This window comes from Mycobacterium europaeum (genome assembly GCF_034555895.2).
GTDB classification, from domain to species: domain Bacteria; phylum Actinomycetota; class Actinomycetes; order Mycobacteriales; family Mycobacteriaceae; genus Mycobacterium; species Mycobacterium europaeum.
Window position 1 is genome coordinate 1,798,473 of sequence record NZ_CP157315.1, and the last position, 13,458, is coordinate 1,811,930.

The 13,458-nt window shown below is 67.0% G+C and carries 12 protein-coding genes; 6 read left to right on the forward strand and 6 right to left on the reverse strand.

Annotated elements, in window-relative coordinates:
- Positions 1-114: 114 nt before the first annotated feature.
- Entirely contained in the window at positions 115-435 is a 321-nt protein-coding gene (locus tag U8D42_RS08465; protein ID WP_322860705.1) for a hypothetical protein, read from the reverse strand.
- An 83-nt stretch (positions 436-518) separates the two neighbouring features.
- Positions 519-2,609 carry a putative bifunctional diguanylate cyclase/phosphodiesterase gene (locus tag U8D42_RS08470; RefSeq protein WP_322860706.1) on the reverse strand — a complete coding sequence of 697 codons (2,091 nt, stop codon included), beginning with the start codon at positions 2,607-2,609 and terminating at the stop codon, positions 519-521.
- A gap of 772 nt (positions 2,610-3,381) precedes the next feature.
- Here U8D42_RS08470 and U8D42_RS08475 point away from each other — a divergent pair.
- Together U8D42_RS08475 and U8D42_RS08480 are read left to right on the forward strand one after the other, a co-directional pair.
- The gene (locus U8D42_RS08475; protein WP_322860729.1) at positions 3,382-3,879 is read left to right on the forward strand and encodes an FKBP-type peptidyl-prolyl cis-trans isomerase; all 498 of its coding nucleotides are present in this window, start codon (positions 3,382-3,384) and stop codon (positions 3,877-3,879) included.
- A 99-nt stretch (positions 3,880-3,978) separates the two neighbouring features.
- A complete protein-coding gene (locus U8D42_RS08480; protein WP_322860707.1) occupies positions 3,979-4,614 on the forward strand; it encodes a heme oxygenase (biliverdin-producing) in 636 nt (211 codons plus the stop codon).
- A gap of 30 nt (positions 4,615-4,644) precedes the next feature.
- Here the strand turns inward: U8D42_RS08480 and U8D42_RS08485 are convergent, their stop codons facing one another.
- Complete coding sequence (locus U8D42_RS08485; RefSeq protein ID WP_322860708.1) at positions 4,645-6,078, reverse strand: FAD-dependent oxidoreductase; 1,434 nt, start codon at positions 6,076-6,078, stop codon at positions 4,645-4,647.
- A gap of 243 nt (positions 6,079-6,321) precedes the next feature.
- On the opposite strand from U8D42_RS08485, the gene U8D42_RS08490 reads away from it, so the two are divergent.
- Entirely contained in the window at positions 6,322-7,005 is a 684-nt protein-coding gene (locus U8D42_RS08490; RefSeq protein WP_090422107.1) for a GAP family protein, read from the forward strand.
- Between the two features lie 6 nt (positions 7,006-7,011).
- On the opposite strand, the gene U8D42_RS08495 is transcribed toward U8D42_RS08490, so the two are convergent.
- Positions 7,012-8,247 (reverse strand): osmoprotectant NAGGN system M42 family peptidase, encoded by a 1,236-nt coding sequence (locus U8D42_RS08495; protein ID WP_090422104.1) that lies wholly within the window; start codon positions 8,245-8,247, stop codon positions 7,012-7,014.
- A gap of 658 nt (positions 8,248-8,905) precedes the next feature.
- On the opposite strand from U8D42_RS08495, the gene U8D42_RS08500 reads away from it, so the two are divergent.
- Positions 8,906-9,649: a sensor domain-containing protein gene (locus U8D42_RS08500; protein WP_322860709.1), complete on the forward strand. Its 744-nt coding sequence runs from the start codon at positions 8,906-8,908 to the stop codon at positions 9,647-9,649.
- 25 nt (positions 9,650-9,674) lie between these two features.
- On the opposite strand, the gene U8D42_RS08505 is transcribed toward U8D42_RS08500, so the two are convergent.
- On the reverse strand, positions 9,675-10,556 hold the full coding sequence (locus U8D42_RS08505; RefSeq protein ID WP_322860710.1) for an HpcH/HpaI aldolase/citrate lyase family protein: 882 nt from the start codon (positions 10,554-10,556) through the stop codon (positions 9,675-9,677).
- Positions 10,557-10,721: 165 nt separating this feature from the next.
- Here U8D42_RS08505 and U8D42_RS08510 point away from each other — a divergent pair, with 165 nt between their 5' ends.
- Positions 10,722-11,645: a class I SAM-dependent methyltransferase gene (locus U8D42_RS08510; RefSeq protein WP_322860711.1), complete on the forward strand. Its 924-nt coding sequence runs from the start codon at positions 10,722-10,724 to the stop codon at positions 11,643-11,645.
- Between the two features lie 8 nt (positions 11,646-11,653).
- Here U8D42_RS08510 and zwf read toward each other — a convergent pair whose 3' ends face one another.
- Positions 11,654-13,159 carry a glucose-6-phosphate dehydrogenase gene (zwf, locus tag U8D42_RS08515; protein ID WP_085239960.1) on the reverse strand — a complete coding sequence of 502 codons (1,506 nt, stop codon included), beginning with the start codon at positions 13,157-13,159 and terminating at the stop codon, positions 11,654-11,656.
- A 128-nt stretch (positions 13,160-13,287) separates the two neighbouring features.
- On the opposite strand from zwf, the gene U8D42_RS08520 reads away from it, so the two are divergent.
- Positions 13,288-13,458 carry a hypothetical protein gene (locus U8D42_RS08520; protein WP_167542722.1) on the forward strand — a complete coding sequence of 57 codons (171 nt, stop codon included), beginning with the start codon at positions 13,288-13,290 and terminating at the stop codon, positions 13,456-13,458.

Below are 13,458 nucleotides of genomic sequence, written 5' to 3' on the forward strand. Positions count from 1 at the left end.
ATGGCTACCCTATCGCCTCAGAGGTGTTGTGTGCCAAGCAGATTCGGATCGTTGCCCATGCCTGGCGAAGGACGGTTTACGTCCCTTGGGTGATCTGCCGCAGCGATGTGCTTTCTAGCCGGCCGGCGGCACCACGGGGGGACGGCATTCGTTGGCGCCCGGGTCCCACCACCAGCCGTTGTCGCACGCGAGCGGTTGCGGCCCGACGCCCAGTGGCCGGCATACGTTAGCCGTCGGGTCCCACCACTGGCCCGGCTCACAAGCCAACGGTTGTGGTCCGACCCCGAGCGGCCGGCAAACCTTTCCCGTCGGATCCCACCACTCGCCGTCCGCACAGTCGGCCGAACTCACCGCCGGCGTCGCGATCGCCACGGCGGCCATCGACGCGGACGCGATCACGGCGGCGACGACGAGCCGGCGAACGAACATCCTCATCGTGGGCCTCCCCTCGTGCTAATCCTCATCGAACCGAGCCCCGGCATGCTGGTCAAGAGCCCGCTCAACGCGCAGGCGCCGACCTACTGCGTCGCGAGTGTCGAGTTCGCGGGGACTCGCGGGATCTCGGAAGCTGGTAGCGGCGGGCAGAAGAAGTTTCCCTGTACGGCGTCGCAACCGTATTCCCTGAGCCGCCGGGCCGTTGCGTAGTCTTCGACGCCCTCGGCAACCGTGGTGATGCCGAACCCCGACGCCAACTCGATCACCGAGCGCACGATGGTGGCGGCGCGGTCGTCGTGCAGGATCGGTGCGATGAATTCATGGCCGAGTTTGACTTCATCGGCCGGCAGCTCACGCAGATACGTCAGGGTGGCGTAGCCACTGCCGAAGTCGTCGATCGCCACCCGGATGCCGTTCTCCCGAAGACGATTGAGCACTGTGCGTGCCTTCGCCAGGTCGGCGACGACCAATTCCTCGGTGATCTCGATCGTGAGGGAACTGGGAGACATAGCGTAGGTGTCGAGCACGGACATGATGCGATCGGGCAGCGAATCCTGGTTGACCGAGGGTGCCCCCAGATTGATCGCGACCGGGATCGCGACGTTCGCCCGGTACCAGGTGGCAGCATCAGCGACGGCTCGTGCGAGCACCAGGTCGGTGAGGGCGTCCATCAGCCCGTGCTCGCGGGCGAGGGGCAAGAACTTGTCGGGCTCCAGCACGCCGAATTGCGGGTGCTGCCAGCGGACGAGCGCCTCTACCCCGCTGATGGAACCGGTCCACATGCTGAACTTCGGCTGGTATAGCAGGGTGAGCGAGCCGTTCTCGATGGCGCGTCGCAGTTCTCCGAGTAGTTGCAGTCGGGCGATGGCGCCCTCGTATGCCGGGGGCTCGCCGAGCCCGGCGTCCATCCCAGCGGTGAAGGTCCACACGTTGTTGGCGCTCGCCAGCTGGGCATGGGAGCGAGCCGCTTCGGCCTGCCTGAGGAGATCGCCCGATGTCGGAGCGCCGGTGGTACCTGTTCCGGCCGACGCCACGCCGATGCTCACGCGAACGTCCAGGCGGTGGTTGTCGATCTCGACGGGCTCCCGGAACGATCGGGCCAGCTCGTTGGCAACCCGCGCGGCCGCGTCGGGACGGTCTTCGACCAAGACGGCGAATTCGTTGCCGCCGATCCGCGCAACGGTGTGGCTGTCGGTGGTGTTGGCCTGGATCCGCTCGCCGACGCCGTGCAATAGTTGGTCGCCCACGTCCTCGCCGAGCGCGTCGTTGACCAGCTTGAAATCGTCTACACCCACCGCAAGGACGCTGACGGGCACGCCGTGGTGAACGTGTAAGCGCAGCGCGTGCGCAAGGCGGTCGTCGAAGAGTCGGTGATTCGCCAAGCCAGTTGTCGGGTCCCGCAGTGCGGCGTCAGACATCGCGACGAGCAAGCGCTGCTTTCGGTCCAGCAGCGCGATGTGGCGGACGAGGGTGGTGAGGAATAGCACCACACACACCAGGAAGATGAAGGCCTCGCCCCGGTATGCGGGCCAAAAGTGCACGGCGCCAACGACGATGGCCAGCAGCACCGCCAGGTACGGCAGCCACAGTGCCGCCCGCGACGAGGGGCGCGAAAACCCGAGGTCGGGTTCCGGCGTTGGATGAGAAGTGATTCCGGACAGTGCGAAGAAGTACATCCCACCGGCCCAGCCAAGGAGGACGAAGTCGTCGGGTGTCTGGTCGGCGTAATCCCGGTAGACGTGGACTATGCCGGCCGCCGCGATGACTCCCCAGCCCAGCGTCATCAGCGTTGGCGAAAGCTTACGGCCCGCCTCGGCCCTCCTCGCGATGATGAAGCTCATGGCGACCAGCGCCATATAGACGCCCGCGGCAGTTGCCAACAGGATCCGCGGAACGCTCAGGATCTCTGAGTGGCGCGCCGGGTGACCCACCGGAAGGAGAACGAAAACAACCAACAGCGACGCGGTGATGAGGATGCCGTCGAGTACGAGGCCGATTCCGAATCGGGAATCGTCCCGACTGGGAATCGCAACGGCGGCGAGTATCGCGCACACCGGCAAAATCAGGTAGCCGATGTTGGCCGCCGAGAGATCCGCGGCCGAAAGCACGCCACGCAGGGCGACGAAAAACCACAACGCTTGGCCGGCCGTCCAACCGACCAAGGCGATCGACATGACGGTCCACGCAAACCGTTGACGGCCTCGAGATCTGCGGGCGGCGCTGATCGAACATCCGGCGGCGAATGCGCCACCGATGACAGTCCCCGCCGAGGCGATAACCGCGCGACGCGAGGCGCCGCCCGCGCCGAACAACATGGCCGCGAAGACGAGAAGGCCGATAGTCGCCAACACGACCAGCGCTTGTCGGCTTCTTGTCAGTGACAACGTTGCCCTCGATCGGTCGGGTGGCGATGCAAGCAGGATATGGCCATGGCACAGCCCACGAGCGGTTCTGCTCAATGTTGGCGTGTTTGCCAGTCGCCGCTCGACCGGAAGCCCCCTTGCCCCCCGTTGCCTTGTGTGGTCAGCCGCTTCGGCGATCCGAAGTGGTGCCGGTGGCCCGACGGGACCCGGGCGCCGCTAGCGTGCGACAGCCCAGCGCGACAGGGCGTTCTGTGCCCGATGCGCCGTCAGGCGCAAAGGGTGGGGGCATCGCACACGTTGCCGGGGCAATAGACCGAGTGCGCGGCGTTGGCAACCAGAGCGGCGCCGGCCATCAGGGAAACGACGAGCGGGGCCGGCCAGCGAGGTGAGGGCACCTCATTCGCTCCGTTCAGCGCAGGCCGCCGATTGCTGCCGGGTCCACGGCGGCGCGAACCTGAAGAATAACGAAATCCCGAAAAGGCCGCCCGCACCACCGGCGCGCACAATCACGGGCTGTAGCGTGACGCCCGTGAAGTCCTCCCTGGTGTATTCCTCCGTCGCGGCCTGCGTCGCGGCGACCGTCCTGGCGATCGCTGCGTCGAACGACGCCACCGCAGCCGGCTCGTGCCCAACCGCGGCACCACCGAGCGGTGGAACCCCCGACTGGACGCTTACCGGGGCCACCGGCAGCGTCGCGGTCACCGGATCCACGGATACGACGGCTCCTCGGGTGGATGTGACAGTGCCGTTCAGCGTCACGCAGACCCAGGTCCATACGCTGCACGCCGGAAACGGACCGGTGGTGCCGGGCACTGCCACGGTTTCCGTCTGCTACATGGGTGTCAACGGACGTGACGGGTCCGTCTTCGACAGCAGCTACCAGCGGGGCGCCCCCATCGACTTCCCGCTCAACGGTGTCGTGCCGGGCTTCCAGAAGGCCATCGCGGGCCAGAAGGTCGGCTCCACAGTGGCCGTCGCGATGACTCCGGCGGATGGTTACCCGAACGGTCAGCCCAGCGCGGGGATCCGGCCGGGCGACTCGCTGGTTTTCGCGATCAAGATCCTCAGCGCCTCGAGCTAGGTCGACGCACCAAACCCCTTGTCCCCCAATGCCGTGGGGCCGCCACGAGCGCGGTACCGGGGCGCGGCCCCGCAGTCACCAAGGTAGGCTGAGCTGGACATGCGCCCTATCGCCGACTCGACACCCCGCCGCTTATCGGTCGCGATGAAGGACGGGTCGGCGGCGGAGCACGTCGCCGCCGAGCAAAGCGCTTTCATATCCGAATTGCTCGCCGGCCGGGTTAACGCTCGCGGCTATTCCGAGTACCTGCTTCGGTTACGGGTGGTCTACGCCGCCCTGGAAGACGCCATCCGGGCCCGCCGCAACGACCCCACGGTCGCCGCCGTCTACGACCCGGCGCTGGAGCGCCTCGGGGCCATCGACGCCGACCTCGAGCATTGGCGGCCCGGAGCCACCCACGAGGTCGACTCCCCCGCCGCGATGGCATACGGCGAGCGAATCGCCACCCTGACGTGGGGTGGATCGCTGGTGGCCCACCACTACACGCGCTATCTCGGAGACCTTTCCGGCGGGCGGGTCATCGGTAAGGCCCTCGATCGCAAGTTCGGTCTTCGCGGTGCCGGGCTCGCGTTTTACGAATTTCCGGTGCGGGCCAAACCGTACAAAGACTCCTACCGCGTCCGCCTTGATGCACTCGGCCTCAAAGTGAACGACGTCGATCGCATTGTCGACGAGGTGAATGTGGCCTTTGCTTTGAATCGCGCTCTACTCGATGAACTCGCCGACCACATCTGACGGTCATTGCTGTCACGCGTTCGAGCAATGTCAGAAGTTGAGTCCCGAGAACATGATTCGATTGGGATCGTATTTCTGGCGCACGGCGGTCAACCGGGCCAGGTTCGAGCTGAAATACCGCGACGCGGGCTGGCTCGCCTCGACGTAGTTCACATAACCGCCGACCGAATACGGTTGCACGGCTTGGTGTGCGGTGCTGAGCCAGTTGGTCGCCGCCGCCGCATCGCCGGTTTCGACGTACCACTGCACCAGTGCGTACTGCCGGCGCCACGGGAATGCCGTGGCGCCCGGCGCCACGTCGGCGAGGGCGCCGTCGAGCGCGTGCATGATCGCCAACATGCGCCCGGCCCCGCGGGGGAATGCCTCGACGGCCCTGGCGATCCCCTGGGCGGTGGCCGCGTTGACGACGGGCAGCACGTCGGATCCGCCGACATACCCGAGTGGTGAGGGGTTGAGGTTGCCGACGGCCAGATACCTCACCAGATCCAGATAGTTGAAGGTGTGGTTTTCGGTCGCCGAGGGTTGCACCCCAACGGCTTTCGTGATGGCGGCCCCGACGCTGCTCCCGGAGCCGACCGGGCAGGTCGCCATGATGCGGCAATGGGTTCCCATCGCGTCGACGGTGGCGTCGGCCAGCGCCCAGCTGTTCCGGTCGGCGGTGCGTAGCCAGTTCTGCCAACCCACCAGAACCTGCGCAAACGACTCGGGTGGAAAGTTGAGGTTCACCACGTCGAGATCGGTGGTCGGGAAGGTCGCAAACGTCAGCGAGGTGGTAACGCCGAAGTTGCCGCCGCCGCCACCGCGCAAGCCCCAGAACAGGTCGGGGTTGCTGGCGTTGGACGCGGTCACCGCCTGACCACCGGGCAGTACCACCGAGGCCGAAACCAATTGGTCGCAGAGCAGACCGGCGCGGCGGGAATTGGCGCCCAGTCCCCCGCCCAGGGCATGCCCTGAGGCGCCGACCGACGGGCAGGTGCCGGTCGGGATGCCCCGGCCCGCGCCGGCCAACGCCTCGTGCATCGCGTACAGACTCGTCGCGGGCGTCACGGTGATGTGCCCGGTGGCGGCGTCGTAGTTGATTCCCCCCGGCAGCTGGCGCAGGTCGAGCACCATGACGCCGTTCGCCGTGGACGCGCCGATGTAGGAATGCCCGCCGCTGCGCGGGGCCACCTTCAGGTTGTGCGCCGCGGCGAACGCCATGGCCTTCTGCACGTCCGCCGGCGAGGTCGGGGTGACGATCGCCGCGGGCGTCGAGCCGTTGTAGTTGGTGTTGAAGACCTGCTTGGCTGCGCCGAACGCGCCGTTGTTCGGCAGGAGCACCTGTCCACCGATGGCGGTGGAAAGACCCTCCCACCCGGTAGGATTCGGGGCGGCCGTCGCCCGTCCCGGGCCCAGGACCGCACCGGCGACCAACGCTCCGGCGGTACCCCGAAGGAAGGTCTGGCGGGAGAATTCACGCGCCACCGACGGCCCCCGGGGTCTGCCTCATGTCTGGCATTCTCGAATGCGCGACATCGAAATCCGTGGTGCCCCATGCCGTGTGACCGGATCGAAACCGAGACGAACCGCGGCGGTGATCTATCCGCCCAGCCCGAGGCGCGCAGCCTCAGACAGACAGGTGGGTCTTTGCCTCGTATTGTCTGCAGCATGATCGCCGCTTGGATGTGCGCGCCGCGCGAGACCGCACGGTAAGCGGGGCTCTGGCACGTGGGTGCTCTGGTGCTGGCGCTTGCCGGCCTGGCGTTTCTCGATTCGTTGAACGTCCTCAACCTGGGTGTGGTTTCGGCGGTCATCTTCGACAGCCGGTTGAGTCGCCGATCGCCGGTTCCGGGCGCCCTGAGCTTCGTCGCGGGCGTGTTCGCCGTGACGACCACGTTCGGGGTGTGCACGGTGCTGGGTCTGAGCTTCTTGACTCACGCCGTCGGCTTCCACGTGACACCGGCCATCCGTTTTCGCGGCGAGCTGGTGCTCGGCGTGGTGCTGGCCGGCCTGGCCTACTTCCCGCTGACCGCGCAATCATCGGCTCCCGGCTGGGCGCTGGCGGCGATGCGCCAGCGCCCGTGGTTGCTCGGATTCCTCGGGTTGGCGGTCGGTAGCGGCCAAGCGCCAACCGCCATCCCCTATCTCACCGCCTTGACCATGCTCGTCGCCCTACACCCGAGGCCGCCGCTCTGGCCGTTGATCATCTTGGTCTACTGGGCGATCGCGCTTTCCCCACCGCTGCTGATCCTCGCCCTCTCGATGAGGAAAACCATGCGAGCCAAGCGCATTCAGCGCAGCCTCGTGCGTGCCCTCACGCGCTACGGCCCGATGTCGGTGCGGCTCTTGTTCCTGGTCTTCGGCATCGGTCTGGTGGCCGACGCGCTGGTCAACCACAGTGCGCTGTGGTGAAGCGCCTCAGGCCTGGGGTCCCTCCGAGGGCGGCCACACCGAACCCGGCGACGCCTCGCCGGGTGAATCGTGCTCCCCGCGGGCCAGCGGCACCCACCGCTCGCTCGGCGCGGGCTGTTTGGACGACGGGAAGTCCCGCAGCTTGCCCGACGGCTTGGCGTCCCATTTGGCGAAGGTCAGTGGCGTCTGCAGCCAGGAGTGCAGCAGGCAGTACACCGCCTGTAGCGAGTCCAGATGCGTGCGCTCCCAGCCGTGGCTGCCGTCGAGCCCGAAACCCACGAGCGCGGCCCGCGTGCCCGCGCCCGCCTCGATCGCCGCCGCGGCGTCTGAGCGGTAGAACCTAAACACGTCGCGCGCGTACGGGATGCCCTGCTCATCGGCGAGCCGGCACAACTTCCGGGTCAGGTGGTAGTCGAACGGCCCGTGCAAGTCGGCCATCGGGATCGTCACGCCATCCTCGATGGAGTGCTGGCCCGGCGCGCACACCGCGTTGTCCACCGACACCAACTCGGCCACATCAGCGGGCAGGCCGTGGCTCGCCCCGTGGCCGACCTCCTCGGTGATGGTGATCATGACCATGGTGCGATGCGGCAACACCAGTTTGTTCTCGGCGAAATTCTTGGCCAGCGCGAGCGCGATCGCGACACCCGCCTTGCCGTCGAGGTGGCGGGAAACGATGTAGCCGTCGGCGGTCAGTTCGGGGCTGGCGATGAAGGCGACGAAGTCGCCGATCTGCAGCCCGAGACGGATCAGGTCCTCCCGCGAGGACACCTTGCGGTCGACGCGGACCTCGACGTGTTCCCAGTCGGTGGGCTGCAGGTCGATCTCGTCACCGAACGCGTGCCCACTGGCCTTGAGTGGCATCACCGTGCCGGTGATGAATTCGTCGGGGTCATCGGAGAAGATGCGGACCCGGGCGCCCGCGGCGAACCGGGCCGAGAACGTGCCGACCGGAACCACCTCGAGTCGGCCGTTGTCCTTGAGTCGGCGCACCATACAGCCGATCGTGTCGGCGTGAACCACCAGCGCGCGGTCGGTGGTCGCCGATTCTCCGGGCAGTTCGGCGGTCAGCGCGCCGCGGCGCGTGAGCGAGAACGGCACGCCGAAGTCGTCGAAGATGTCACCGATGAGCTGCATCACCGCGTCCGTCCGCCCCGCCGGACTCGGCGTCTGTAGCAGCGCGAGCAGCGTGTCGACCATCCAGGTGCGGTCGGCCTCGGTCATGGCCGGGGTGTGACGCAAGGTGTCTCCTCTCGGATCGTCCGGGACCGCGTTCAACCTACCGCGTGGTCACCGTTGATCCCTCGGCCCGGGCCGCGAGACCGGCGCCGCGAGAGGGCGGCCTGTCCCCCTCGCGATCACGGTAGGGCACTGCGTATGCGAACGCGCGTCGGCGCAACCCATTCGGTCATGCGGAGGTGGCGCGCCCGGCGGATATGGGTTCCCGTCGGGGCGGACCGGCCTGCGCGTCCGACGGTGCCATTCGAACACCCCGCGGCTTTTTATCGCAACATAGTGTTTGCTGGGTGCGGCTTATCGGCGGTTTGCAACAGCTGGGCCCACTTTCACTCATGGTTCGCGTCGGAGGCTTTTCGGTTGGTCCGAGTCGAGGGGATTCTTGCCCTCCTCTTTTGTTGACGTAGGAAACCCTTGAACTGCGAATCTTTCTGCGCTGGCGGTGCGCCGAGCCCCATCTTCCCGGCGGGGAATCGGCATGGGCGACCACGTCTGTGGCCCCGACCGCGGGTGCTCCAGCATTGAGTCGACGGTTGTTTTGTGCGAGTTCACGCAATTTGCTGTCGCAGCGGATATGCTTCCGTCCACTCTCGGGCTTCGGCCCGCGCAGGTGGGGGCCGCGCGGAAGTCCGAGGCCCCTACGCGACAACGAAGTGAGAAGCGAATGCGCCGAATACCAACCGCAGTCTCCGCCGCGGCCATCGCACTCCTGGTCGCGGCATGCGGCGGCGGCGGGGGCGGCCCGGGGGCGTCGACCACGACCTCGTCGCGGCCCCCGGTCGCGCAAGCCGCGCTGCCCGGCCTCCTGCTCTCGTCGGCGGATATCGACGGCGCGTTGGGCGTCACCGGATCCAAGAGCAAGGAAAAGACCGACAAGCTCCAAGACGACAACGCGAAGCAGCAGTGGCCCGCTGGGTGGAAATTCCCCGACGACTGCATCTTCGCCATCGGCCCCGGGGAAGCGCCCGTCTATGCCGGCAGCGGCTACACCGCGGCCAGCACCGACGATGAGGTCGCCTCGCTACCGCCGAACTCCGACGAGCCGGACCCCGAGGTGAGCCAGGTGCTGGTGCTGTTCCCGTCAGCCAAGGAGGCGAATGCCTTCTTCACCACCTCGGCGCAGCGCTGGCCGGCGTGCGCCAACCGCCAGTTCACCACCCCGGCCGGGCCGGACAGCCCGGAGACGGGGTGGCAGGTGGGGCCGGTCTCGAACACCAACGGCATGCTGAGCACCACTTTGACGATGACACTGCGCGACAACGGCAACGTCCTGCTGACCATGACCTGCCAGCGCGCGCTGACGGTACGCAACAACCTCGCGATCGATGTCGGCGTCGTCCGCAAGAACCCCGTGGACTCGGCGACCAAGCTCGCCGGTCAGCTCGCGGCCAGAGTCGACAAGCAGTGAGCCGCTTGGCTCCTGGGCTCGGCGCCTAGGGGGCGGCGGCCAGTTCCGCGATGAGGTCGGCCAGGGCAAGGATCCGCTCGGCGTTGCGGACGTGCAGGCTTTCGATCATCCGACCGTCCACCGTGATGACACTGGTGCCCGCGGCCCGCGCCTCCTCGTAGGCCGCGACAACCTTGCGGGCGTCGGTGAGCTCCCGTTCCGAGGGCCCGAACAGGTCGTTGGCCGGGGCGATCTGGGAAGGATGGATCAAACTCTTGCCGTCGAAACCCATTTCGCGTCCTTGCCGAGCCTCGGCGCGAAAGCCGTCTTCGTCGGTGATGTCGTTGAACACGCCGTCCAGAATCACCTTGCCGGCCGCCCTGGCTCCCAGCACCGCCAACGCCAGCGCGGGCACGACGGGCGCGCGCCCGGGCACGTGCAAGCCGTGCAAATCGTTCACCAGGTCGTTGGTGCCGACCACCATCGCCGCCAATCGATCGCTCGCCGAGGCGATCTCCTCGACCCTCAGGAAGGACCGCGGCGTTTCGATCATCACCCACAGCCGCAACGATTCCGGCGCGTGCAGCCTGTCCAGCGTCGCGGCCAGCGCTCGAACCTGCTCGCCCGACTCGACCTTCGGCACCAGCACCCCGTCGGCGGTCGAGCCCGCCACGGCCGTCAGGTCCGCGTCGTGCCACTCGGTGTCCACACCGTTGATGCGCACGACGACCTCCCGGGGCCGGTATCCGCCCGACGAGATCGCGTCGCACACCGTCGCCCGCGAATCGGCCTTGGCGTCGGGGCCCACCGCGTCCTCGAGGTCGAAGATGACCACGTCGGCGGCCAGCGATTTTCCCTTCTCCAACGCCCGGGGCTTGTTGCCCGGCAGGTACAAGGCCGAGCGACGCGGGCGCAGCGTGGGTGCCATCAAGTGATTCGCTTCCTGTGGTCGAGCTCGGTGGGTGCTTGGTGAGGCGGCATAGGCAGAAAGTACCCTTCGATTCGGGTGGTTCCGCCGCGCGGCTGGTCTGCGGTGAACCGCCCAAACGCGAATCGGCCGCCGCGGCGGCCGAATCCCCGGAGGGAGCGGCGAATGTCAACGCTTGGTTCAGCGCGCACCGAAGGTGACAGCTGGGATTTGGCTTCCAGCGTCGGGGCGACCGCCACGATGATTGCCGCGTCCCGAGCGCTGGCGTCCCGGGCGCCGGATCCGCTGCTCGACGACCGGTTCGCCGATCCGTTGGTGCGCGCGGTCGGACACCCGTTCTTCGTCCGCATGCTGGACGGCGAAATCCCGCTCGAGAGCGACGACATGCCGCTGACGCTGCAGCAGCGTCGCGAGCAGATTGCCGTGCGCACCAGGTTTTTCGATGACTTCCTGACGTCGGCGACCGCCGCCGGCACACGTCAGGCCGTCATCCTGGCGGCCGGGCTTGACGCTCGTGCCTACCGGTTGCCGTGGCCGGCGGGCACGGTGGTTTACGAGGTCGATCAGCCCGAGGTCATCGCGTTCAAAGGTGGCACGCTGGCCCGGCTCGGGGCCGAACCGACCGCCGAACGTCGGACCGTCGGTATCGACCTGCGCGACGACTGGCCAAAAGCTCTGCGCGACAATGGCTTCGATCCTGCCGCTGCCACGGCCTGGATCGCTGAAGGTCTGCTCCCCTACCTGCCGCCGCAGGCCCAGGACCGGCTCTTGGACAACATCTCCGCCCTCAGCGCACCGGGCAGCCGGCTGGCCACCGAGAACATCACCGACATGGGCGTGTTCACCGACGAGCGCGCCCGCGCGATGCGCACCACCTGGCGCAAGCACGGGCTGGACATCGACGTCGCCGAACTGGTGTGGCACGGGGAACGCCAACCCGCCGGGGATCACCTCGCCGCCACCGGCTGGGTCGTCACCCCCCACCCCACCGAGCGGCTGTACGCCGACTACGGCTTCGCCGTTCCGGACAATGAGATCGTCAAGGCGTTCCGGCACGCCATCACCTACATCAGCGCCGAACGGGGCTGAACCAGGCCTCAGCAGTCACGACCGCGATCGCGCCACTCCCGCTCGAACGGCAGCCGCCACGCGTTCGGCGCGATCAGTTGATGAATGGCGTTGGGACCCCAGGTGCCGGGCTGATACATCTTCGCCGGCGGAGGGTCGTCGAGCAGCTCCTGCGAACGCTCCCATAACGATTCGATGCCCTCGGCAGTGGTGAACAGCGTGTGATCGCCTCGCATCGCGTCGAGGATGAGTCGTTCGTACGCCTCCAGCACGTCCACCACGGTGTCGATCTCCTGCGAGGAGAACTGCATGGACAGCTTGTCCAGCTTCATGCCCGGGCCGGGGCGCTTCCCGTAGAAAGACAGCGACACCTTCGAGTTGTCGGCGAGGTCGAAGGTGAGGTGATCCGGGCCTTGAGTCCCGACCCCGGAGCCGGGCGGAAACATCGTCCGGGGCGCCTCACGGAACGCGATCGAGATGATGCGGATGCCCTCGGCCATCTTCTTGCCGGTGCGGAGATAGATGGGCACGCCGGCCCAGCGCCAGTTGTCGATACCGACCTTGAGGGCGATGAACGTCTCGGTGTCGGAGTCCTTCGCCACACCCTTTTCGTCGCGGTACCCGTTGTACTGGCCGCGCACCACGTCGGAAGGCTTGACCGGCAGCATCGAGCGGAACACCTTGTTCTTCTCTTCGCTGATGGCAAAGGGTTCCAGGGCCGTCGGTGGCTCCATCACCACGAACGCCATCACCTGGAACAGGTGCGTCACCACCATGTCCTTGTAGGCGCCGGTCTCCTCGTAGAAGTTCGCCCGCTGATCGAGGCCGAGGGCTTCGGGGATGTCGATCTGGATGTGGTCGATAAAGTTGCGGTTCCAGATCGGTTCGAACAGGCCGTTGGCAAAGCGGAACGCCAAGATGTTCTGGGCGGCCTCCTTGCCCAGGAAGTGGTCGATGCGGAAGATCTGGGATTCCTCGAACGTTTCGTGCACGAAGTCGTTGAGCGCCACCGCACTGGCGTAGTCGGTCCCGAACGGCTTCTCCATCACCACCCTGGAGCGCTCGACGAGCTTGGCGTCGCTCAGCATGGTGATGACTTGGCGGGCGGCTTTCGGCGGCACCGACAGGTAATGCAGACGCCGGACGTCCGGACCGAGTTCGGCCTCGGCGTCGGCGACCGCCGCGGCCAGTGCTTCCGGCCCGGCGCCCTGTGGGACATAGGTGACGATCTTCGCGAAGTTGGTCCACTGGTCGGGCGTGAGCTTGTGCGTGCCGAACGATTCGATCGCGTCTTTGGCGATCTCGCGGAATTCATCGTCACTGAGTTCTTCCAGCGACGTTGCGACGATGTGGATGTCGGGTGCGAGCTCGGACTGGTCCAGATAGGCCAGGCCGGGGATCAGCTTGCGTTTGGCCAGATCCCCCGTCGCGCCGAACAGGACGATGACGTGGGGGTCGAGTCGTTCGGTCTGGTGTCGGCGCGGACGCCCATCAGCCGCCGGATAAGAGATGGTCTGCGGTTTCTTGTCGGCCACAATTTCGATACTTCCATCGCCGCGGCGTTATGTCGCGCCCGTCACTGGCACCGATCGGGTTACCGCCCGGCTGAGGGGGTACTGGATACCGACGGGGCGGTACCCGACCACAGTCAACGGGAAGCGACATGACGAAACCGGACAAAGACCTACGCGGTCATTCTCAGGAGCTGGAGGACATCGTCGACCAGCTTGAGGAGAAGGTGGCCGACGACCGGGAGGCCGAGGGCGTTGCCGGCAGGCCCAGCGACCGGGAACGCGCCCCCACCCGCGGCTCGGGCGATGAACCGCCGGACTAG

Coding starts and splice junctions, on each gene's coding strand:
- U8D42_RS08470 (WP_322860706.1), bottom strand. CDS start 2,609: ATGTCGATCGCCTTGGTCGGTTGGACGGCCGGCCAAGCGTTGTGGTTT.
- U8D42_RS08465 (WP_322860705.1), bottom strand. CDS start 435: ATGAGGATGTTCGTTCGCCGGCTCGTCGTCGCCGCCGTGATCGCGTCC.
- U8D42_RS08510 (WP_322860711.1), top strand. CDS start 10,722: ATGTCAACGCTTGGTTCAGCGCGCACCGAAGGTGACAGCTGGGATTTG.
- U8D42_RS08480 (WP_322860707.1), top strand. CDS start 3,979: ATGCGCCCTATCGCCGACTCGACACCCCGCCGCTTATCGGTCGCGATG.
- U8D42_RS08520 (WP_167542722.1), top strand. CDS start 13,288: ATGACGAAACCGGACAAAGACCTACGCGGTCATTCTCAGGAGCTGGAG.
- U8D42_RS08500 (WP_322860709.1), top strand. CDS start 8,906: ATGCGCCGAATACCAACCGCAGTCTCCGCCGCGGCCATCGCACTCCTG.
- U8D42_RS08505 (WP_322860710.1), bottom strand. CDS start 10,556: ATGGCACCCACGCTGCGCCCGCGTCGCTCGGCCTTGTACCTGCCGGGC.